General features: G+C 36.1%; 16 protein-coding genes. 8 read left to right on the top strand and 8 right to left on the bottom strand.

Annotated features, from left to right (window positions below):
* Nucleotides 1-37: 37 nt before the first annotated feature.
* Both BC781_RS04860 and BC781_RS04855 read left to right on the top strand, forming a co-directional pair.
* A complete protein-coding gene (locus BC781_RS04860) occupies nt 38-517 on the top strand; it encodes a Crp/Fnr family transcriptional regulator (RefSeq protein WP_109616096.1) in 480 nt (159 codons plus the stop codon).
* Between the two features lie 116 nt (nt 518-633).
* Nucleotides 634-1,170 (top strand): YceI family protein, encoded by a 537-nt coding sequence (locus tag BC781_RS04855; protein ID WP_109616095.1) that lies wholly within the window; start codon nt 634-636, stop codon nt 1,168-1,170.
* Nucleotides 1,171-1,230: 60 nt separating this feature from the next.
* Here the strand turns inward: BC781_RS04855 and BC781_RS04850 are convergent, their stop codons facing one another.
* Both BC781_RS04850 and BC781_RS04845 read right to left on the bottom strand, forming a co-directional pair.
* Complete coding sequence (locus BC781_RS04850) at nt 1,231-1,947, bottom strand: pirin family protein (protein WP_109616094.1); 717 nt, start codon at nt 1,945-1,947, stop codon at nt 1,231-1,233.
* 112 nt (nt 1,948-2,059) lie between these two features.
* The gene (locus BC781_RS04845) at nt 2,060-2,941 is read right to left on the bottom strand and encodes an AraC family transcriptional regulator (RefSeq protein ID WP_109616093.1); all 882 of its coding nucleotides are present in this window, start codon (nt 2,939-2,941) and stop codon (nt 2,060-2,062) included.
* 94 nt (nt 2,942-3,035) lie between these two features.
* On the opposite strand from BC781_RS04845, the gene BC781_RS04840 reads away from it, so the two are divergent.
* Nucleotides 3,036-3,605 (top strand): DinB family protein, encoded by a 570-nt coding sequence (locus BC781_RS04840; protein ID WP_109616092.1) that lies wholly within the window; start codon nt 3,036-3,038, stop codon nt 3,603-3,605.
* A 2-nt stretch (nt 3,606-3,607) separates the two neighbouring features.
* Here BC781_RS04840 and BC781_RS04835 read toward each other — a convergent pair whose 3' ends face one another.
* From BC781_RS04835 to BC781_RS04825, 3 genes are read right to left on the bottom strand one after another with little or no spacing between them, the layout of a single operon-like run.
* Nucleotides 3,608-4,180, bottom strand: a complete 573-nt coding sequence (locus BC781_RS04835; RefSeq protein ID WP_109616591.1) for a DinB family protein — start codon at nt 4,178-4,180, stop codon at nt 3,608-3,610.
* A gap of 59 nt (nt 4,181-4,239) precedes the next feature.
* A complete protein-coding gene (locus BC781_RS04830) occupies nt 4,240-4,776 on the bottom strand; it encodes a Crp/Fnr family transcriptional regulator (protein ID WP_109616091.1) in 537 nt (178 codons plus the stop codon).
* A gap of 6 nt (nt 4,777-4,782) precedes the next feature.
* Nucleotides 4,783-5,877 (bottom strand): tetratricopeptide repeat protein, encoded by a 1,095-nt coding sequence (locus tag BC781_RS04825; RefSeq protein ID WP_109616090.1) that lies wholly within the window; start codon nt 5,875-5,877, stop codon nt 4,783-4,785.
* Nucleotides 5,878-6,182: 305 nt separating this feature from the next.
* On the opposite strand from BC781_RS04825, the gene BC781_RS04820 reads away from it, so the two are divergent.
* Entirely contained in the window at nt 6,183-8,936 is a 2,754-nt protein-coding gene (locus BC781_RS04820) for a family 14 glycosylhydrolase (protein WP_109616089.1), read from the top strand.
* A 61-nt stretch (nt 8,937-8,997) separates the two neighbouring features.
* On the opposite strand, the gene dprA is transcribed toward BC781_RS04820, so the two are convergent.
* Both dprA and cysM read right to left on the bottom strand, forming a co-directional pair.
* Nucleotides 8,998-10,110: a DNA-processing protein DprA gene (dprA, locus tag BC781_RS04815; RefSeq protein ID WP_109616088.1), complete on the bottom strand. Its 1,113-nt coding sequence runs from the start codon at nt 10,108-10,110 to the stop codon at nt 8,998-9,000.
* A 126-nt stretch (nt 10,111-10,236) separates the two neighbouring features.
* The gene (cysM, locus tag BC781_RS04810) at nt 10,237-11,118 is read right to left on the bottom strand and encodes a cysteine synthase CysM (protein ID WP_109616087.1); all 882 of its coding nucleotides are present in this window, start codon (nt 11,116-11,118) and stop codon (nt 10,237-10,239) included.
* A gap of 250 nt (nt 11,119-11,368) precedes the next feature.
* On the opposite strand from cysM, the gene BC781_RS04805 reads away from it, so the two are divergent.
* Together BC781_RS04805 and BC781_RS04800 are read left to right on the top strand one after the other, a co-directional pair.
* On the top strand, nt 11,369-12,109 hold the full coding sequence (locus BC781_RS04805; protein ID WP_109616086.1) for a nitroreductase family protein: 741 nt from the start codon (nt 11,369-11,371) through the stop codon (nt 12,107-12,109).
* 184 nt (nt 12,110-12,293) lie between these two features.
* Nucleotides 12,294-13,595, top strand: coding sequence for a hypothetical protein (locus tag BC781_RS04800; protein ID WP_146201622.1), 1,302 nt, complete (start codon nt 12,294-12,296; stop codon nt 13,593-13,595).
* A 340-nt stretch (nt 13,596-13,935) separates the two neighbouring features.
* On the opposite strand, the gene BC781_RS04795 is transcribed toward BC781_RS04800, so the two are convergent.
* Nucleotides 13,936-14,649, bottom strand: coding sequence for a metallophosphoesterase family protein (locus tag BC781_RS04795; protein ID WP_109616084.1), 714 nt, complete (start codon nt 14,647-14,649; stop codon nt 13,936-13,938).
* Between the two features lie 421 nt (nt 14,650-15,070).
* On the opposite strand from BC781_RS04795, the gene BC781_RS04790 reads away from it, so the two are divergent.
* Nucleotides 15,071-19,309 carry a hybrid sensor histidine kinase/response regulator transcription factor gene (locus BC781_RS04790; RefSeq protein ID WP_109616083.1) on the top strand — a complete coding sequence of 1,413 codons (4,239 nt, stop codon included), beginning with the start codon at nt 15,071-15,073 and terminating at the stop codon, nt 19,307-19,309.
* Between the two features lie 200 nt (nt 19,310-19,509).
* Nucleotides 19,510-22,581, top strand: a complete 3,072-nt coding sequence (locus BC781_RS04785) for a SusC/RagA family TonB-linked outer membrane protein (RefSeq protein WP_109616082.1) — start codon at nt 19,510-19,512, stop codon at nt 22,579-22,581.
* Nucleotides 22,582-22,607: the final 26 nt, after the last annotated feature.

Raw genomic sequence — 22,607 nt, 5'->3', positions numbered from 1 at the left:
TTTATGGTTTGAGACGGATAATTATTGATTCAGTAAAATGAAAAACTTGAAGGTTAATAAAGGGCAGATCATACAACATAGGGGAGAGTTGGGTACCAAAGTTTACACCGTTGTAAAAGGACTCTTGAGAAGTTATGCAATTGATGCTAAAGGAAAAGAGCATACTTACCTTTTTGCTCCCGAAGGATGGATAATAGCAGATAGTAAAAGAGCATCAGTACCTTCAGAATTGTTTATTGAAGCCTTGGAAGATAGTGAGCTAAAGGTAATGCCTAAAATTTTTGATGAAGATATGGATATAGGCATTGAAGAGTATGAAAAGATTACCCGAAGAATGGAGGTACTTCAAGATCGAATAATCATGTTGATGTCGGCGACTGCTTTAGAGCGTTATGAACACTTTATGGAAACTTATCCTAACATAATTCAGCGTGTCCCTCAGCGAATGGTTGCTTCATATTTGGGCATTACTCCAGAAGCATTGAGTAAGGTGAAAAGGGATTTACAGAAAAAATAATCATTATTGGTATTTCTTAATCTAGATTAATGCTTGCCCGTTTTCTGAGCGCTAGTTTTGTGTTATCAATAAAGAAAATAAGTCATTCACAATTCACTCTAATAAACTTTAGCATTATGAAATTAAGATCAATCATTTCCGCTTTCATCATCTTAGTTAGTCTACAAGCAGTAAATGCACAAAATATAGATACTGGCAATTCAATCGTGACCTTTGAAGTATCCAATATGGCTTTTAAAACTGTAGAAGGAAGCTTTAAAGGAATGAAGGGAGCAGTGAAATTTGATGAGAACAATTTGTCTGAATCATCATTTCAAGTTTGTATAGATGCAGCTACCGTAAATACAGAAAATGAAGATCGTGATAAACATCTGAAAAATGAAGATTTCTTTGAAGTTGAGACTTATCCAGAAATCTGTTTTACGTCTACATCAATAGTTAAATCTACATCGGGATATACAGCAAAAGGGATGCTGAAAATGCATGGTGTTGAAAAAGAAGTTGAAATTCCTTTTTCAGTAAAAGATAATACTTTTGAAGGCACTTTAGTAATCGATAGATATGATTACAAAGTGGGAGGTTCGGGTAAATTTATGGTTGGTAGAGAAATCAACTTAAAAATAAAATCAGTTGTAAAGTCTGATTCTATCTAAGATTATAGACCTGTGAGAAAACGCTAAGTCATATCAGAATGACCTAGCGTTTTTTATTGTTTAATTCATGTTCATCGGAACTTCCATCAATAGAAGTTCAGCATTAGAATCAGCTTTGAAATAGACTTCCTCCAAGTCCCAAAGACCTAATCCGTCTCGTTTATTCAGCGCCTGTCCATTAACTGTAACATCTCCTTCGAGTACGAAAACGTAAAGTCCATTTCCTTTTTTATTGATGTTATAAGAAAGCTCAAAACCTGCTTCCAAATTAGCCATATTGAACCAAGCATCTTGGTGAATCCAAACACCTTCGTCTTCTGCATTTGGCGAGATTACTTGTTGGAAACGGTTAATTCTATCTTCAGCTTTAAAAGAAAGCTGATCGTAACGAGGTTCTACATTTGTTTTGTTTGGTATCACCCAAATTTGTAGGAAGTTCGTCAGACGGTCTTTATTTCTGTTGTATTCTGAGTGGAAAATGCCCGTTCCAGCAGACATAACTTGAACATCTCCTTTCTCGATTACAAATTTATTCCCCATGCTATCTTGATGTTCCAAATCTCCTTCTAGGGGAATTGAAATGATTTCCATATTGTCATGCGGGTGAGTTCCAAATCCTCTTCCTCCAGAAACAATATCATCATTTAAGACACGAAGAACACCGAAGTTCATTCGTTCTGGATCATAATAGTTGGCAAAACTAAATGTGTGGTGAGTGTCTAACCAACCGTGATCTGCATGTCCTCTTGTATTTGCTTTATGTAAAACGCTTTTCATGATGTATCCTTTGTTTTAAATAGTTTTCGTTTTATTGACAATACAAAGGTGGTGCATTTATTAAGCTTAATAAATGGCAGAATTTCGGAAAAGCTTGTAAAAAAGTCGGTTTCTAAAATTGAGTCGGAAGATTTCGGAATTCTGTCATGCTCATGTCGGTGCATTTTTTGAACATTTTGCTCAGATGGGCAGGGTCTTCAAAACCAAGTGCAAAGGCTATTTCTTTGTTGTTTTCATCGGAGAAATGAATCATTCGTTTTGCTTCCAATATAATTCGATCTTGAATAAATTCTTTAGCTTTTGTACTTGTGTATTTTACCAAAACCTCATTCAGATATTTTGCAGTGATAAACATCTGTTCTGCATAAAACTGTACTTTATGTTCTTTAGAAAAATGGACTTCTAGCAAGTTTTTGAACTGTTGAACGAGCTCTTTTCCTTTCACCAAAGACGTGTTCGAATTATCAATGGTAAGATTACAGGATTGATTGCATTCGATAAGGAATAGTTTTAAATAAGCACCAAGTGCAGCATAATTAAACTCATTTGCATGAATTTGTAGTTGAAGCATTTCATCTATGAAAAACTGTAATTTTTGAGCTTTTTCTTCGTCAATTTCTAAAGGCGGATTTTCATTGGAGTTTCTAAAAATCTTCAAATGTGAAATGAAATGTTCCGAAATACCATTGAGCTGTATAAACTCTTGTGAGAATGTAAGTACATAACCTTGCATCCCTTGTTCGGCAACAACTTGATGAACTTGGTGAGGTGAAACAAAAAATATGAAGTTGGGAGCCATTTGATAGCTTTCAAAATCAATCAAATGTGTCCCTTTTCCTTTTTGAGTCCATAAAATGGTATAATATTCATGACGATGAGGTTTGTCTGCTTTGTAGCCATTACGGGCTTCAATTTCTTGCATGCTCTTGAGTAGAAAAGGAACGTCATGAGCTTCATTGTCAGTTAATTCATATTTTTGAATCAAATCTTTCATAATTCAAAAGAAAGCATTTTTTTGGAGATGGAAAATCTTGTTAGATCAAGTATATTCAAAATGTCATTTTACTTAACCTACTAACTGTTATACTATGAATCGGTCTGAATTAATCGAACAAGCCCTTACAAATTGTGAAAAAGTAAGGCTACTAGCAGAAGAAATTGGAACTCATCCAGAAGAATCTTTACGTTTTAAACCTGCCCCCGAAAAATGGTCAGCTCTGGAATGTATTGAACATCTAAATACAGTCTATGAACATTACCTTCCTCGTATTCAGAATGTGTTGAGCCAAGCTGAACCTTCTTCAAATGAGGTATTTTCTTCAGGACTTTTTGGAGGAATGATGACAAGAAGTATGCTTCCTAAAACTGAAGGGGCAACAACAATGTCGATGAAAACCTTCAAAAGAATGGAACCACAAGTAACAGATAAACTGACACGTGTGGTTCTGAAACAATACAGACTCAATGTATCTGAGTTGAAATCATGTATTGAAAAAGCGAATGATTATGACCTTAAAAAGCTAAAAGTAGCGTCTGCAATTGGACCTATATTAAGGTTTAGACTGGGAGATGCCTTTCAATTTGTACTTGCACACGATATGCGTCATTTGAAACAAGCACAACAAATTTTGTCAAAACTCGAAGTGAAAAAGGTGTAAGGTTATACTTTTTCACTTGTCTTTTCTTCGTAATACCTAAGTGTTCGTTTAGCTTGAACGATATGTCTTTGGTTGTGGTAAATCACAACTCGGAATGTATCGCCTAAACGGAGTTTAATCCAATTTGAAATCGAGATACCTGTTTTTACTTTCCGTAAATCGACATTTTGAGCTTCATGTAAGAGATTTAGAATGTCTTTTTGCTGATGGATAAATTTCTCAATGACCTGTTTATTCAGTTGACTTCCGATCGGATTTTTATCCTTGAAAGTCTGTATCTTATTGAGTTTTTCTCTCGGAAGCATCATGTTTGCAAAGTAGTTGCCAAGCCAGCTACTCCTGAAAAACAGGGAAGACTTTCCTGTGTATCTGCTCATCTGTTTTCCAATTTCGGGAATATAGAAATCGCCATAAAGGTTAAGGTGTTCAATACATTCTAGAACAGACCATTTATTTTCTTCCATTCGGAAGTTTAATTCCTTTTCAGAAAGTGACATGAGTTGGGTGCTTTCATTGAGAACTTCGCGTGTTCTGTCGATTAAGTCTTCAATCAGTAATTCAGATGCAATTTTCATAGTGCTTATTATTTTTAGGTAAAGCTCTAGCTTTTCGCAACCCTTTTCCTTGATTGAAATCAAGACTTTTTAATTCTCGAAAGTGTTTCGGGAGTCATCCGAAGGTAAGATGCGATATACTTGAGTGGAATCTCTTGAAAAAGCTGAGGACTTCTTTTGAGCACCCGATTGTATCTTTCTAAAGGAGAATAGGTGAGTATGTCTTTTTCTCTTTCAAGTTGTTGATAAATGAGTTGTTCTAAGATCACAATCCACATTTTTAGTCTTTCTTCATTTTGATGGACAAAAGACATGAAAGATGGTTTTGAGACCATCCAAATTTCCGTTTTCTTCAGTACTTGGATATATAAATCGGAAGATTTTTCAGTGATAAAAGAATCTAATGCGCCAATGATATTTCCTTGATATCCTAATCGGATTGTTTGTTCCTCAAATTCATCTTCAAAGAATATTCTCAAACTTCCACTTTTGATATAATAGATATTGGTATCGGTACTGCCTTTAACTTTTAGATATTCATTTCTGTTGAGTATGAGTTTCTTTTCCCAAAGGCTTTCTTCATTGAGCTGATTGATGAATTCTTGAAAAAGTTGCATGTGCTTTTATTGATATAAACCGCTGTGAAAACTTTTATCCTTTTCAAATGAAAACGGATTGTCCACAAACCAATTGATGAAGTCTTCCCATTTATCTTGATTGATGGAATGCCAAAGGCTAAATTCTTCGGGGTTTCCTTCTGACAAAATCCAATAACTGTATGCTTCAAAAAGTCCCTTTTCTATGAGTAATTCTTTGTATTCAAAAATAGAAACAGGATATTCTTTGCCGTATGACTCTTGGTAAAGCTCGATAAAGTTTTTTCTGATTTGATATAAAGAAGATAGGTCTATTTCTTTTTGATTGGCAAGTGAAACCGCCATAGTTGTTTCATAAACGAGAGTACCGTAAGAGTTTTTGATCAGTTGTTTTGTATCTAGTCCATTGGTCAAATCTTCTAAGGTTATATTAATCGTATTTTGTTTGCTAAAGCTGATGTGGGTAGAGTCTGGATTAATATCAATTTGAGAGGCGTAGGTATCAAAAAGAAGTTTACTGATTTCTTGTGTTCTTTTGCTATTTCTTTCAATATTCATGAAAATTTCACCATAGATCATTCCCCAAACTTTCTCGGTGGAGTTCATATAACAGAGCGTTGCCCGATAATAATTGGATGAAAAGAATGGATCTACTTTTATGCCTTCTTCATAAAAATATAGCGCTTTGCTTAATGATTTCTGATTCCAGAAAAGATTCCCCATCTCTAAATATATTCGTCCTGATTCTGGAAATTTTTTCAGTCCTTTTTCATAAACTTTTAATGCTTTTTTAGGCTTGCCCAAGATGTCATACATATTCCCTAAAGACTGATAGCACTGGTCATTTGCATTGTCATATTGTGTCGCTTTTTTAAATGCTTTGGCTGCACCTTTTAGGTCTTTTCTGAGGTAATTGGCATATCCTATTTCATAATCGTAGATATAATTTCCTTTGTCCATTTTTTTGGTTTGTTCCAAAAGCTCGATAGCAGGTTCAATATCGCCTCTATCCATCCAAAGAATAGCACTATCAATATTTGCAACAAACAGGGATTTGTCTTGTGAGTACAGAGCAAGGCATTGAAATGTAAAGACAAAGAGAAGTAAAAGTTTAATTTTCATATCTGTATCGCTTGAGATTAAAAAATGTAGAGTTAATTTAATAGGTAATAAAGTAAGGAAGGAGAATGCTGTAAAATTTTTTTATAAATCAGCTCTTTAATTGGGTATTCGAGCTAAATCATATCACAATTCTATTTTTTTATGATTTTATTTTTTGAAATAAGTCATTGAAATCGGTTTCGATAAAGTTCAAAGCATAAATTAAAGAAAGCATAAAATGCTTTTTCTTATTTTAGGTTTTTAAATAAACCACCTAGAGGTCTAATTACGAAATAATGTGGTTTGAGAAATTACACTAACGAACTATGACTGCACCAAGAAGAAAAACTTTTGAAGTCACAGCACCATTAAGCGTAAGACTTTATAATGACGATACGATCTTACGTGAAGACGATTGGAGACTATTTGAGATTTGGACTCGTGAACTTGCCAACATGGGAGTTGATGCGGTTATAGTCCCTATCTCATGGGCAAAAGTGGAACCAGAATACAAGATTGAAGATGGATCAGTCATTGGTTTTAAATGGGAATATTATCAGCATATAGCTGAAATTTTACAGAATAACAGAATCAGTTTTGTTCCTGAGTTTTGTTTCCACTTTCAGGCAGCAGACGTACAGATGGAAAACTTCAATTATGTGAAGCCAATTCCAGAATGGGTATGGGGTTATTTGCTGTCAAATTCGCCAGAGCTAGAACGTGTTAGTGATTTGAAGTATGTCTCTGAAACAGGAGATGCCTCTTTCGAATCATTGTCCCTTTGGGCTGATAAATATACAATACCATTGTACCGTTCGGTCATGGAGAGCTTTAAGTATACGTTTAGTTCTATGGGAATTCCAATTCCTAAGATCATGATTGCGATGGGTACAAGTGGAGAATTACGTTACCCTTCTTTTGATAGCCATGATTGGGGCGGATACCCGAATAGAGGTACGTTACAATGTTATTCCAATCCTGCATTTAAGAGCTGGCAATATTGGCTACAGGCTGAATACGGAACTTTAGAAGAAACGAATAAAGCTTTAGGGCAAAGTTGGGAATCGTGGGATAATGTAAGCTTGCCCAACGAACAGAATGATATTTTCAGCAATCGAGGTTACATGAACACGGCTTATGGTCTTGCCTTTTCGAAATGGTATAATCATGAGTTGTTATCACATGGACGTCGAATGTTAGAAATGACATTTGATGTTTTCCAAGAGGGTGTTTTCAGTAGAGCTAAAATTGGCTTCAGAATTTCTGGAGTACACTGGAAGATAAGTGACGCAGTAATGCCGAGAGCAGCAGAAATTACTTCGGGTATTATTGCAGCTCATCCAGATTTGAGTATGAGTGATCATAAGGAATACTACAAATCGTTGAAGGCAATTGTACCTCAAGAATACCGAAAACGTACGGTACTGCACGTTACTTGTATTGAGAAAGAAAATAAAGATTTTAAAGGTTTTTCAAGAGCAGAAGATCTTTCTATCTGGATTGCAAATGCAGCACATAAATTGGGAATTCGAGTAGTTGCTGAAAATGGAACTTACGGTGGTATTCTTGATAATGCGGGCTGGAATCAGTTAGAAAAGTCGATGTTTGATGTGGCGAGTTACGATGGCTTGAATATCTCACCGCTGAAGGCAATTTTTGACGATACTATTGTGAAAGAGCGTATGTCACGCATGATTGAGCAATATAGAAGTCAAGAAGCTTTTGTGCCGAAACCTCAGAAATATTTCCGTGTAATGGGACCGCTGCATCTTTCGGCAGATAACCCAAGAGGAATTCTTACTTATGATAATTGGAGAGAATTTGATCGTCATCTGAAATTGCTGAAAGATGCAAATGTAGAAGCGATTTCAATTGATGTTTGGTGGGGAATGGTTCAGGAACAAGGACCAAATCACTTCAACTGGGATTATTATGATCGTCTGATTCATCTTATTCAATTGAATGGACTGAATTGGGTACCTATTTTGTCATTCCACCAAGCAGGAGGGAATGTAAATGATAATTTCACACAATGGATTCCAGTTTGGCTTTGGGGAGAGTTGATGCAGAAAAATCCTCATTTGTCATTATCTGATCTTCAGTATGTAAGTGAGTCCGGTGATACTTCTGTAGAGTATGTGTCCTTGTGGGCAGATGCTTATGTAATGCCATACTATCAGAGATTTATGGAAGAGTTTAGAGATAGATATGACTCTTATGCAAACATGACTTCTGAAGTTAATATCAGTATGGGACCTGCAGGAGAGTTGCGTTATCCTTCATACAATGCACATGACTGGGGGAATTATCCAAATAGAGGAACACTTCAATGTTACAGTCGTTTGGCGGTTGAAGATTTCCAACGATATGTGAAGTTCCAGTACAGCGAAGATTTGGATGCCTTGAATGCTCAATGGGAGACAAGCTACATTTCTTTTGAAGAGATTACAATGCCTCGCGATAGTGATAGCTTCTTCGAAAAGCAATATTACTTCAAGTCGGCAATGGGAAAAGACCTTATTGCTTGGTATAACCAATCCCTCATCGATCATGGTAAAAGAATCACTAAGTTGGCGCTTGAGGTATTTAGTAATGAATCTTATGAAAAAGTACCGATAGGTTTTAAAATTGCGGGAATTCACTGGAATATCAGCAATCCGCAAATGCCAAGAGTCTCAGAAGTGACTGCAGGATTGATAAAATCGCATGATCACTTGAATGGATTAGATCAAAGGGAGTATTTGGAAATGCTTCATGCTTTGGTTGATAAAGAAAATAAAGAGCGATTGGTTGTTCATTTCACTTGTTTGGAAAAATACAATCGTGATTATGAAGCTTATTCTCGTGCTGAAGATTTGGTAAGATGGATGGCTGAAGCCGCTTATGATTTAAAAATTAATCTTGCTGGTGAAAATGCAACCCCACATGAATTGAACAGTAATGAAGGTTGGTCTCAGATGGAGAGAGCATTGAAGCGAGTGAAAACATATAATGGATTAACGATTCTTCGTCTGAATGATTTGTTGGCAACCGAATATGGTTTTAACAGATTACGTGAGATGATTAAAGAATTAGGTTAATATATATTTTAGTATCTGATGAAAAGAAGCCGAAGTGTTTGACATTTCGGCTTCTTTTTTATTAGCATAATTCAAATCTTTTTCCAGGTAATGGACGGATGACACCATTTAGTTCTAGAGAAAGAAGTAAAGCAGCCAATTGGGTTTGTGGAATTTTAAGTCTGTAAACCAACTCATCTAGCATTTTTACTCCAGTTTCTAGTTCTTGATAAATTCGTTCTTCGTCTTGGTTATGAAAAGTAGGCTTCTGTTTTTCATGAAATAATGATAATTGCTGACCATCGTCCCCCCAATTCATTAAATATTCAAGATCAGAGAATTCATTGAGCAAATGAGCTTTGTGTTTTTTGATCAATTTATTACATCCTGCCGAATACTTATCGGATGGTCTTCCTGGTACAGCCATAATTTCCCGATCATAAGAATTGGCAAGTTCGGCAGTAATTAATGCACCTCCTTTTTCTGCGGCTTCAATCACAAGCGTAACATCGCATAGTCCAGCAATGATACGATTTCGGGCAGGGAATTTTCCACTATCGGGTTTAGAAAACATTTGTCCTTCTGTAATCAGTCCCCCTTGATGACACATTTCTTCGGCTATTTTATTATGAAATGAAGGATATACTTTTCCCATCCCATTAGCCATTACTCCAATGGTAGGTATATTTGATTTTAGACTTGCTTTATGTGCTTCAACATCAATTCCAATGGCTAAACCACTTACTATGGTAAGGTCATTGAATTTCTGAAGTTCATAAATCAGTTCTCTACAAAACTTTCTCCCCGCTTCAGTCGCTTTTCGAGTACCTACAACAGCAACCATTTTCTGGTTTTCTAATGATTCTTTTTGCCCTTTAAAGTAAAATAGGGTAGGAGCATCTGGAATTTGTTTTAACTTATAAGGGTAGTTATCTTCTGAATAAAAGTAGAGAGAAATATCGTGTTTTTGGGTTAACTCATATTCTTCTTTTGCTCTTTCTAAAAGCATTTTATCAAAAAGGTTATGAATAATCCCTTCGCCAATCTGTGGTATTTTCTGTAATGACTGTTTGGTCTGTGAAAATATATTTTCAGCAGATTCAAAGTGACCTAATAAAACTCTAGATAATCTACTTCCTATTTTTGGGGTAAGGTGAAGTGCCAAACGGTAGATTTGTTCTTTTTCGCTGAGCATAGTTTTTGGGTTAAAAAATAAGTTGGTTGTTTAAGATAATTCCTTTCGAAGTCTTGCGAAAGTTAGACATAAAAAAAATCCGTTGAAATCGAGTTCCAACGGATGAAATACCTATATGATTTTTTGTTAGCTGAATAATTCAGAGGACAAATAGCGATCTCCTCTGTCGCAAACAATAAATACAATTGTTCCTTCTTCAATCTGTTCAGCAACCTTTAAAGCAGCAGTCAGGGCTCCACCGCTACTTACACCGCTAAAAATTCCTTCTTCTTTGGCTAATCTACGCGCATTGTTTTCAGCGTCAGTTTGAGATACATCAATCACTTGATCTACTCTCTCTTTCTCAAAAATTGCTGGAAGATATGCTTCTGGCCATCGGCGAATACCTGGAATACGAGAACCTTCTTGAGGTTGCGTACCTACAATCTGTATATTATTATTTTTCTCTTTCAAGAATCTGGAAGTCCCCATAATTGTCCCTGTTGTTCCCATTGCCGAAACAAAATGCGTCACTGTTCCTTCGGTATCTCTCCAAATTTCTGGGCCAGTAGTACGGTAGTGAGCCATGTAATTATCAGGATTCCCGAACTGATTAAGCATTACATAACCATCTTCTTCCACTTTCTGACGGGCATAGTCAATGGCTGTCTCCATAGAACCTTCAGCAGGAGTAAGCGTAACTTTTGCGCCATAGGCTCTCATAGTTTTTACTCTTTCTGCGGTAGAATTTTCTGGCATTACCAATTCAATATTCAAATTGTAAAGGCGAGCAATCATAGCCAAAGCAATTCCTGTATTTCCGCTAGTAGGCTCAATGAGTTTTGTGTGCTGATCTATTTCATTTCGATCTAAGGCTCCTTTTATCATGCTAAATGCAGCTCTATCTTTTACACTACCACCTGGGTTGTGTCCTTCAAGTTTTGCTAAAAGTCTGACCTTAGGATTCGGATTAATATTTTTAATTTCGACTAGAGGGGTATTCCCTACAAAATCTAATAAAGATGCCATGCAATGAACTTATTTACTCAATAAATATAAAATATTGAAAGTTTGATGTTTCGTAAACTCAAAAATCAAGTTAGCAGTTTATACGAAACTTTTGACTTTGAGATAACTAATTTCAGCTTAAAAAGTTAAATTATTATTCAGAGCTACGACCAACTCATCTTTTTATAGTCGTCAAGCTATGTTTTGATTTCATCTGGGGGCGGATGGAAATTATTTTTAACTCATAAACTTATTATACACTAACGAATCCATGCTGGAAACTAAAAACAAGGACTTGGTTGATTCCTTCAATCAAATCGTTCAAGAACGCCGTTCGGTCAGAGTCTATGATACAGAATTCGATTTTGATCATGAGGCTGTCCAACGGAGTTTGGAGCTGGCAATACTTTCTCCAAATAGCTCTAATATGCAACTTTGGGAATTTTATAGAATAAAAAGTGAGCGAATGAAAGCCGCAATGGTTCCGATTTGTCTCAATCAGTCTGCTGCAAAAACAGCAAGTGAATTGGTAGTTGCTGTCATTAGGCCAGATCTGTGGAAAGAACGAGCGAAGTTTAATTACGATCAATTGAAAATTCAATATGGAGATCGGATTGAAGAACTTAAAAAAGTAGGGGCTTATTACGGTAAACTGATGCCATTACTTTATCGGAATGATTCTTTAGGGCTTATGGGAAGTATCCGTAAAATGATATTTGCCACCGTAGGTTTATTTAGACCGAGTGTGAGAGAAACTTCTAAAAGTGATGTATGGACGGTATTGCATAAAACCTGCGGATTAGCTTGTATGACTTTTATGTATGCCATGAAAGCTGAGGGTTATGATACTTGTCCTATGGAAGGTTTTGATAGTGTAAGGTTGAAACGATTGTTACGATTACCCTCTTCAGCAGGTATTTGTATGGTCATCTCTTGTGGTAAAGGAAAACAGGAAGGGATTTGGGGAAAACGTCTGAGGGTTTCAAACGAGCAAATCATAAAAACGATATAATTATTTTGAATTAGGATAATAGAAAAGGCAGTAAATATTGTTTTGCTGTCTTTTTTTCATTTTCAGCCTTTTACAAAGAGTTCATTCACATACATTAATAATTGTTAAAGAGTATTCTTCTGATATTTGCCACCGATTTGAATATTTACTCACATTTGAAATTATCAAACGTCATATTATCATTATGAATAGGCTTTATAGTAGACTTTTTTTCCTGTTTTTTACCTTAATCACTACATCATTGTTTGCTCAGGAAAAAGAAGAAGAGTCTAAAGTAACTTTTGAACCTCTAAAGTTCTCATTAAATGAGGATGGAAGTAGCTACGTAAGAGTGTTAGCTTGGGGGCAATTTAAGATTGATGGAACTCAAGGACAGGAAGATTTTACTATTACACCTCAGATCAGAAGAGCAAGAGCATTGGCATATGCACAGATTTCTTCTAAATTTTTGGTATTGGCACACGCTGGTTTGAACAGCTTGAGCCCAAATAAACTTACTAAACTAGGTACTGAATCGAATGCTTCTCAAGTTTTTCTACATGATTTATGGGGAGAATATAACTGGACAAAGTCTGAAGCATTCACATTTACAACTGGTGGAGGTTTACACTATTGGAATGGAATTAACCGTATGGGAAACCACAGTACAATTTCTATGCTGACCATGGATAACCCAACTTTTGGATGGCCACAAATTGGATTCTCAGATCAGATGGCTAGACATATTGGTTTGTTTGCCAAAGGTAATATTGATCGTTTGGAGTATCGTGTGGCGTGGAACGTTCCGATGAGCAATAGTGCTGATGTAGGGAATACGCTGACAGAAGATTCGTATTCGTATAATACAAGAAAACTATACAGTGCTGTAGGTTCAAACAAAGGGATGAGCATCTTTCAAGGTTATTTTGCATACCAATTTAAGGACAGAGAATCTACTACATTACCTTTTAAAACAGGTACATACTTAGGTAAGAAAAGTGTCTTCAATATTGGAGCAGGATTCTTCCACCACAAAGATGGAGTTATTAAACTTGCTGAAGGAGGAAGTATAGATGCTTTGAACACATTTGAAGGTCTTGAAAAAAATACCATAACAAGTAATGTAACACACCTTTCTGTAGATGCATTTTATGATGCACCACTAGGCAATGGAGCATTGACAGCTTATGCTACATATATGCACATGAATTATGGTGAAGATTTTACAGGAAGAGTAAGTAGTGGAGATATAGCTTATGCTCATTTAGGTTACCTTTTACCTCCTTCAATTGGAGATGGGAAACTTCAGCCTTATGTAAGTTATGGCTATACTGGCTATGAAGCTTATGAAAATGCAGGGAATGAGTTTGGAGCAGGTTTGAATTATTATTTCAGTGGTCATAATGCGAAAGTAACTTTTGAGTATAAGTACTCTCAAGCAGCTTATGACGGTCTTGAAAAGGAGGATTCAAATGTATTTGCTATTCAAACACAAATCTGTTTATAGAAACAGAAAAGATATTCATAAAATAGAAAATCCTGATAGCGTTAAACCTATCAGGATTTTTTTATTGATTCTGAAGTAGAAAAAAAGGTTTCACAATGTGAAACCTCTTTATAGTAACCCAAAAACTAACTATTACTCATTGCTACTTTCTACTATGTTCTTATATATCTTGAAAGTCCTTTTCAGAACTTATTTTGTCATTGATAACACTTCAAATATACTAGGCTCAACAGTAAAAATCTAGAACGAATGCATAGTGTTAGGATTTGTTATTACAAGAAATCGTTGGTTTAACGTTTATTCGATAAAACGGCGATTTTACTACTATAAAGAGGGATTTTTAGGCGTGTACAACATTCTTCATAATCAACAGTTCGTAGTCATTTAAGTTGAGGGCAAGCATTGCTCCCATGTCTTCTCGCATACCATCAAACACACAACCATTATCTATATTTATGATTTGATCATTATTTTTTAATTGCTGTTGTATTCTTCTTAAAGTGGTAGGTGTATGCCCATGAATGAGCTTTTTGCCATTTAGCCAATTTGAGCTAGAAGGAAGTTCTCTTGTCCAAATCATAGCGTTGGTATCCGAAAGCGGATCATCAATTTCAAAATTGAAACCAGCATGAACAAGGTAAGCATTATCTAGCTCAAAATAGTATGGTAATTCTTCAAAGAAGTTTAAAAATCGACTCGGGATTTGTTCGTTCTCATCTAACAAAGGGAGTACGCCATGTATCAGAGCATATTCACGGAGTGTGCTTGAATAATTATAGACATGGTCAAGAAGCATTTCTTCATGATTTCCTCTCAAGCAGTGAATCTGATAACCGCTTTCCTTAAGCTCAATGATACGGTTGAGTAGCCCTTTACTATCGGGGCCTCGATCAATGAGATCACCTAAAAGGAAGAGTTGATCTTGAGTTTTAAAATGGATTTCATCTAGGAGTTTATCAAATGTCATCAGACAGCCGTGAAGGTCTGAGATCGCCCATCTTTTTCCGCTATCTGAGGTTGATGGAATGTTATATGTGAGAGGATATTTTTTCATGGTAGAGGTCGGGTTAGGAGTTCAAGTGTGGTAAGATTTGAAAGAGATCATATGTAAGTTATTCCTCTTATTTAAAGATAATATTTTTATCCTATTTCAGAGCCTATTTATTCGATTAATCTAAAACCAAAGTCTTTTTTGAGCTGATATTTCAATTACGACTTTATATAGTGAAATATTATGCGGTGTTATTTTCAGAACAGATTCTTCTAGCGTAAGATTTGGTGAGAAAACCTTCAAAACAGCCTTTATTTATACATTAACAAGGTTTTTAGCGTATATGCCCCCTTTTTTTGTGTATTTTGCACCCTTAAACTAGCGTCCCATTGTGCTTTTTTTGATAAAACGCATTATTACTAAAATAAGCACGTATTGTTTACGATCAGTGAAACTGATTTTTTAACCAACTGGAGGACTTGATATGAAAATGAGGAGGTATTTAATACAGTCTATTCTTTTTTTGATATGCCTAATTAGTGGCTCATTATTACAAGCTCAAAATGCATTATCATTCCAAAATATTTCTTTAAAAACAGATATCCCACAAGCATCAATTAATTGTATCACTCAAGATCAGGAAGGGTACATTTGGATAGGAACTTGGTCGGGTTTATATCGGTATGATGGTTATGAAGCAGTCAATTATTCGTTTGTCAGTCCAGAGAAATTTAACAGTAGAAAGATTACCTGTTTGCTCATGGATGACGATGGGATTCTTTGGATTGGTACGCATGTAGATGGTCTTTTTTCTTATGACACGAAACAGCATATTTTTACCAAGTATGACAGACGTAGCTCCTTTAAAGTAAATATCAATAATATACTTACGATTAATAAGGCTGATCAAAAGATTTGGGTCGGTACAGAATATAATGGACTTTACATTCTTGATTTAGAACATAAGAAAAGTTTAAATATTCGTCAGGGTGAAGAAGATGGGAAATCACTTTTAAGAAATCAGGTTTCCAAAATTTATACTGACAACTACGGAAATACTTGGATAGGAACAGGAGCTGGTTTGCAGTTTTACGATGAAGTCGAGAATAGTTTTCATACCATTTTCAAACATGATGTAGTTGAGTATGTCTATGAAATGAAAGAAGGAAGAGGTGGTGAGATTTGGGTTTCATCTAAGCATGGCTTGTTATCTTTTATTCCTGATGTAGAAAAAATAAGGAAGGGAGAGCCTGTATTTTATCAAGTACACTCTTCTTCTAAAGACTATAATAAAGCAAAAAATACATGGATTGTTCAGCCTATTTTACTTCTAAACGGACATGAGCAAGAAGAGGTATTGGCAGGGACAAGTAAAGGCTTTTTACAGTTGTCTTTGAATGGAAAAGGAAAACACCTAGAAATAAAGGAAAGTGGTTTAAGTAGTTTGGTTATTCGTTCTTTGTATCAAGATGCGCAACAGAATATTTGGGTAGGAACAGAGCAAGGTTTACATCTTTTAAACAGCAATCAGAAAGATTTTCAAAGTATTGAAATAGGAGGAGAAACAAGAAGTCTTCAAGCAATTAGTAGCATCGCAGTGACGGATGAACAAATTTGGTTGGGCACATGGGGTACAGGATTGATGCTGAAAGAAAAAGGAAAAGCATTAAAGTCTGTTTCGTTAAGCTCTTCTATTAAAGCTTTAGAAGATAACCTAGGTATCATCTATGATATTATGCTCGATTTTGATGATAATCTATGGGTGATTACAAAAGGTGGAGGGATTTTTTGCGTGAACCCTCACAATCATAAAAATGGAAAATTAGAAGATGTAAAGCATTACTATATTTCAGAGGGAGGAGTAAGGTTTGATTACGATCATCCTATTACAATCTCAAAAGATACAAGAGGTAGAGTTTATTTTGGTTCTTGGAATGGAAGGATTTATTTCCATGATTCATACAGTGAGGGCATTGAAGATTTAGAGTTGCCCGAAGCAATGAAAGAATCGACAAATTCTTACCCAATTACTTCAATTCTCAGAGATCAGTCAGGCTTACTTTGGGTAGGTACTCGCGGTGGCGGAGTGTGGGCTTTGGAATTATCTCAGTCTCAAAAGAAAGTAGTCAAAGCTGTTCCTTATACCTATCAAAATGGCTTATCCGATAATTTTGTCAATCAAGTTTACCAGTCTAAAAATGGTACAATCTGGATTGCTACAGAAAATGGTTTGAGTTATTTTGATGGAAATGAATTGGCTAAAATTAATTTCATTACAGTCAGTCAGAAAAATCCTGTAATGGAAATTAATGGGATGATCGAAGATGATAATGGCTTTCTTTGGTTGACCACTCCGAAAGAATTGATCAGAATGAGTTCAAGTCACCCTGAACAGAACAACTACAGCTTTTTTGATAGAAGAGATGGTCTGATTAACTCTGCCTTTATGCCCACAGCCAATGCAAAAGGAGACGATGGTGAAATTTATTTGGGAGGAATAGAAGGTGTAGACCATTTTAATCCTGTGGATATCGAATTGAATTATCAGTTACCTCAACCGCAGCTTACTAAGTTTTATTTGCAAAATAGAGTGATTCAAGTTGGAGATTCTATCGGTTCAAAAGCGATCTTACCGAAGGCATTGAGTACCATTGAAGAAATTGAATTGGAATCTGATCAGAATGCGTTTTCATTTGAATTTTCGGGTTTGCAACATGCATTGTCAGAAAAATGTCTTTATGCTTTTCGTTTAAAAGGTTTTGAAGAAGAATGGACTTATACCAATTCGATTCGTAGAAAAGCGACTTACACCAATATTCCTTCAGGTGCATATACTTTCGAATTGTTAGCATCTAACAATGATGGAATTTGGAATAAAAAACCAATGCAAGTCGAGATTAGGGTATTGCCTCCAATTTGGGAAAGACCTTTGGCTTACCTGATTTATGCGAGCTTTTTAGTTCTTCTGATTGGATATTTCTGGAGGCAACAACAACTTAAAAGAGTTGAAGAACTTCGTAAAGTATCTGAACAAAAAGAAAAAGAAGTTGATCAACTAAAACTTCGATTTTTTACCAATATCTCTCATGAGTTTAGAACTCCACTAACATTGATCATGGGACCTCTCGGGAAGTTAGTCTCAGATACTAAAAATCCATATCATGATTATCACTTGATGATGTATCGGAATACACACCGATTGTTGATGTTGATCAATCGTCTGATGGATTTTAATAAGAATGAAACGATTGGTCTTGATTTGAATGTAGGGCAATCTGATTTTCATGTTTTCATAAAAAATACATTTGAACAATTCCAATACAAGGCGATTGATCGAAATATTAAGTACGATCTTCAAGTATCTGAAGAAGTGCCAAAAGAAATATGGTACAGCAAGGAGATAGTTGAAAATGTATTGTATAACCTCTTGTCAAATGCTTTCAAATTTACGCCTAAAAGTAAAAGGATTCAGGTGGCTGTTGGTATCGAGCAGAAAGAAGCACAGCCTTTTGTAAGTATTTCAGTAATTGATGAAGGAAAAGGAATCAAGAAAGACACACTTCCATTTATTTTTGATCGCTATTACAGCAAAGGAGAGTCTGAAGGATATAGCACAGGGATTGGCTTAAGTTTTTCTAAACGATTGGCTCAAGTGCATAAAGGAGAGTTGGTGGTTGATAGCAAGGTAGGATTTGGAACAACTTTCAAGTTTATGATTCCTCTCACAGATGTGTATAGTGCGAATGAGAAGACACAAAAAGATGCAACATCAGTGGATAGCATTGTGAATTGGGAAAATGTGAATACAATTCTGAAAGAAAGACTCCGAGAGCAAAGTTCTGAAGAATACATTTCAGGTAGAAAAATAGCGTTGGTTGTAGATGATAATTCTGAAGTCAGAAACTTTGTAAGGAGTTTATTGGAGCCAGACTTTAAGGTCGTGACAGCAGAAAACGGTTTAGTCGGATTGGAAAAAGCACAAGAGAATATTCCAGATGTTATCATCAGTGATGTGATGATGCCTGAAATGGATGGTTTTGAGTTCTGTGAGAAAGTAAAATCAGACCCGAAAACAGACCATATTCCAGTCATTTTATTGACCGCTTTAGCCTCTGAGGATAACCGTTTGAAAGGCTTGATGCATGGTGCAGATTCTTACATTCCAAAACCATTGAATTCAAATCACTTGATGATTCGAGTGAATAAACTCATTGAAAGGTCTTCAAAGCTTCAGAAAAAATTCAATGCCATTCAATCCAATCCTAAATCAGAAATTCCTTCCACAAAGAACAATGAGCCTACGGTAGAAATGGTAGGTGAAACAAAAGAAACAAAGCTTACTGTCGATCAACTCCCGCCTATGTTGCAAAAAGCAATAGCTGTGATTGAAGCAAATGTTTCTGAGCCAGAATGGGGTGTCGATGAATTCTGTGATGAAATGAATTTGAGTAGAATGCAATTGTACAGAAAGTTAAAAGCAACCACTGGACTTTCTGCAAATGCATTGATCAGAAAAATAAAACTCAAAAGATCAGCAGAACTATTACTTGAAGGAGAATTGAATATCAAGCAAGTAACTTATGAAGTTGGTTTTGCAGATCTGAAATACTTCCGTAAGTGCTTCAAAGAAGAGTTTGGGGTGACTCCTTCAGAATATATCAAACGAGAATCGAATACTGAGGACAAAGAATTGAATTTGAGTATCAGTATAGAACGAAACTAGGGGGACTAATATTTATTTTACTTAAAGACCACTGAGCAACACATTAATATTTAAGGGAGAGAAAGGGGGAGTAGTAGAAAAACTGGAGGGGTGTTTTTAACACGTACAAAATACCCTTCTGTTATGAAAAGATCCTCCCTTTAAATGTCTTTCATACACTTTCATATTTGTGTCATACTTTTTATAAAACTTTTTTTAGTATGAAACGACTTAGACATACGACAAAAACACTGCTGACATTTATATGTGCAATGTTGTTTATCTCTCAAACCGCTTTAGGGCAAGAGAGAGTCATTAAAGGAAAAGTCATTGACAATTCTACAGGAATGGCTGTTCCTGGAGCAAACATTGTCATTGAAGGCACAACACAAGGTACTATCTCCGATTTTGATGGAAACTTCACAATCGAGGTAGGTGACAAAGTAAATCTGACTGTTTCTTACATCGGTTACATCACCAAAACCGTGACCCTAGAAAATTCAGATTATATAGAAGTATCTCTAGAAGTCGATACGCAAGAGCTTGAAGAGGTGGTTGTTGTTGGTTACGGTACAATGCGTAAAAGCGATGTAACAGGTTCGGTAGCCACAGTAAAAACAGAACAACTCACTCAAGTAGCAACTGTAGATGTTGCAGAGTCTTTACAAGGACGAGTAGCAGGTGTACAGGTTGTTTCCAACTCGGGTTATGCGGGTAGTGGTATGAAAGTCCGTATCAGAGGTGTGGGTACCATCAACAATTCTGATCCACTTTATGTAGTTGACGGATTTCCTACTTCAGACATCAGTAATATCGCACCAACAGATATTGCTTCTATGGAAATTCTGAAAGATGCTTCCGCTACTGCAATCTATGGTTCGAGAGGAGCAAATGGTGTTGTTCTTATCACGACTAAAACGGGAAAGCAGAACACAAAGACCAAGTTTAACCTACATGTTTACTCAGGTATTTCGAGTCCTTCGAAAACCATGAATATGGTAAATGCTAGTGAGTATGCAACGCTAAAATTAGAGGCTTATGACAATGACGGTATCACGCCAAGTACAAGAGAATTAGAGCAACTTACTTTTGTAAGAGATGGTGCTTATGAAGGAACTGATTGGCAAAGTGAAATCTACAATACAGCAGCACCAATGCATAACGTAAACTTCCAAGCTATGGGAGGAGGTGAAAAATCGAATTACGTTTTTACTGCAACTTACTTTAACCAAGAAGGAACAATTGATAATTCTGGACTTGAGAAAATGATTGTTCGTTTGAACAACGATTTTAAGTTAACTGATAAGATTTCTGCAGGTATGAACACTTCATACACATTTGCAGATATTCAGTCATATAATGGAGACCTTTATTCGGGTGTGGGACCATCAGTACTTCGTATTGACCCAATCACGCCAGTTTGGGATGACCACTTGAACAACTATGGAAACTCTGATGGAATTTCAGATATCCGTAACCCAGCTCGAATTGTAGATGATATGGAAAACAAGTGGAAAAAAGAGCATAAGCTTATGTCTAACTTGTTTGCGAACTACAATATCACAAAAGGTCTAGATTTCAGAACTCAATACGGTATTGACTTGAAAACATACCAAGATCACAATTATAGTTCTGAATACTTTATTGGTAGCAAGGATAATAATCCGAGAAGTAGCCTAGTAGAAAAAACTGGAACAGGCCTTGGTTGGGTATGGAACGCAACCTTGAATTATCAGAAAGAATTTGGAAATATTCATAGAATCAATGGTTTGATTGGGGTTGAAACACAATCAAATACGTGGTCTAGTCTAGAAGGTAAGGCATATGATGTTCCTGCTGAAAAAGAGTTACAGCATTTGAATAATGCTCAGAGTACAGATGATATTACTGTACTTAGTTCTCAAGCAACGGAAACAATCGTTTCATACTTTGCGAGAGCAAACTATTCGTTACTTGACAGGTATAAATTGACAGCAACTGTTCGTCAAGATGGTTCTTCAAAGTTTGCAGCAGATCACCGTTGGGGGATATTCCCTTCTTTTGCGGCAAGTTGGGATGTGAAAAATGAAGCATTCTTAGAAAGTGTAGCTTGGTTGAGCCAATTGAACTTTAGAGCTGGTTGGGGACAAGTAGGTAATCAAAGTGCAGCAGCTAATTATGCTTATGTGACGAATGTAAATCCTAATCAGTTATACCCAATTGGTGACGGCATTAGCAATGGTATGATACCATTGAGCCTTTCAAACCCAGAATTGAAATGGGAGACAACGGAAATGTTGAACTTTGCATTAGACTTTGGTTTCTGGGATGATAAACTAAACCTTGTAGCAGAGTATTTCATCAAGGATACAAAAGATATGATCTTAACACCTCCAGCACCAGCGTATGCAGGAGCAGGAGTAGTAAGTGCCAATATTGGTGAAATGCAAAACAAAGGTTTTGAGTTTAACATCAACTACAGAGATCAAGTAGGGGAGTTCAAATATGAGATAGGATTGAATGCTTCTTTCATTGATAACAAAGTAGTGACTCTTGCTGGTGGTGAGCCAATCTATTCTGGAGGAGTAGATAAAGTAGGACAGTCAATCACAATGACGAAAGAAGGTCTTCCAATGGCAACATTTGTAGGGTATAAAACAGATGGAATCTTCAATACACAAGAAGAGTTAGATGCTTATTTAGAAGTTTATGAGACAGATTTAGCACCTCAAGTTGGTGATATTCGCTACGTAGATACAAACGGTGATGGTAGAATTGATGACGATGATATCACAGAACTAGGTAGTGCAATGCCAGACTTTACTTACGGTGTTTCTGCTTCTATGGCTTACAAAGGTTTCGATATGAAGTTGCTATTCACAGGTAGTCAAGGAAATGAAGCGGTAAATACAATGCTTCGATTCAACAATGCTACGGATGGTAAAGAAGGAATGTTAGACAGAAGACTTGACCGTTGGACTCCAGAGAATACAGGAGGAACAGAGCCAAGAATGACAGTAAACAACTTAGCTTACAACACGATTTTCTCAGACAGATTAGTAGAAGATGCAAGTTTCTTCAGATTGAAAAATATCCAGTTAGGATACACATTCAGCAATGACTTAGTATCAAAACTAAATCTGACTCAGCTAAGAGTTTATGTAGCTGCTAACAACCTGTTTACAATTACAGACTATACAGGTTATGACCCTGAGTTTGGAGACTTGTACGGCAATCCACTTTATGCGGGTATTGACATGGCAAGCTACCCACAGCCTCGTACATTCTTAGCAGGTCTAAACATTTCATTCTAAACTTTTTGACATATATCAAATCATAC

The sequence above is a fragment of the Sediminitomix flava genome, from assembly GCF_003149185.1.
In the GTDB taxonomy this organism is placed as follows: domain Bacteria; phylum Bacteroidota; class Bacteroidia; order Cytophagales; family Flammeovirgaceae; genus Sediminitomix; species Sediminitomix flava.
Note: the sequence above shows the minus strand (reverse complement) of the source record. Positions and strands in the feature narration are given on the sequence as shown.

Bases quoted from the DNA above. Each gene is read 5' to 3' on its own strand.
- BC781_RS04820 (WP_109616089.1), top strand. From the start codon at position 6,183: ATGACTGCACCAAGAAGAAAAACTTTTGAAGTCACAGCACCATTAAGC.
- BC781_RS04805 (WP_109616086.1), top strand. From the start codon at position 11,369: ATGCTGGAAACTAAAAACAAGGACTTGGTTGATTCCTTCAATCAAATC.
- BC781_RS04785 (WP_109616082.1), top strand. From the start codon at position 19,510: ATGAAACGACTTAGACATACGACAAAAACACTGCTGACATTTATATGT.
- BC781_RS04830 (WP_109616091.1), bottom strand. From the start codon at position 4,776: ATGCAACTTTTTCAAGAATTCATCAATCAGCTCAATGAAGAAAGCCTT.
- BC781_RS04850 (WP_109616094.1), bottom strand. From the start codon at position 1,947: ATGAAAAGCGTTTTACATAAAGCAAATACAAGAGGACATGCAGATCAC.
- dprA (WP_109616088.1), bottom strand. From the start codon at position 10,110: ATGCTCAGCGAAAAAGAACAAATCTACCGTTTGGCACTTCACCTTACC.
- BC781_RS04825 (WP_109616090.1), bottom strand. From the start codon at position 5,877: ATGAAAATTAAACTTTTACTTCTCTTTGTCTTTACATTTCAATGCCTT.
- cysM (WP_109616087.1), bottom strand. From the start codon at position 11,118: ATGGCATCTTTATTAGATTTTGTAGGGAATACCCCTCTAGTCGAAATT.
- BC781_RS04795 (WP_109616084.1), bottom strand. From the start codon at position 14,649: ATGAAAAAATATCCTCTCACATATAACATTCCATCAACCTCAGATAGC.
- BC781_RS04855 (WP_109616095.1), top strand. From the start codon at position 634: ATGAAATTAAGATCAATCATTTCCGCTTTCATCATCTTAGTTAGTCTA.
- BC781_RS04790 (WP_109616083.1), top strand. From the start codon at position 15,071: ATGAAAATGAGGAGGTATTTAATACAGTCTATTCTTTTTTTGATATGC.
- BC781_RS04860 (WP_109616096.1), top strand. From the start codon at position 38: ATGAAAAACTTGAAGGTTAATAAAGGGCAGATCATACAACATAGGGGA.
- BC781_RS04840 (WP_109616092.1), top strand. From the start codon at position 3,036: ATGAATCGGTCTGAATTAATCGAACAAGCCCTTACAAATTGTGAAAAA.
- BC781_RS04845 (WP_109616093.1), bottom strand. From the start codon at position 2,941: ATGAAAGATTTGATTCAAAAATATGAATTAACTGACAATGAAGCTCAT.
- BC781_RS04800 (WP_146201622.1), top strand. From the start codon at position 12,294: ATGAATAGGCTTTATAGTAGACTTTTTTTCCTGTTTTTTACCTTAATC.
- BC781_RS04835 (WP_109616591.1), bottom strand. From the start codon at position 4,180: ATGAAAATTGCATCTGAATTACTGATTGAAGACTTAATCGACAGAACA.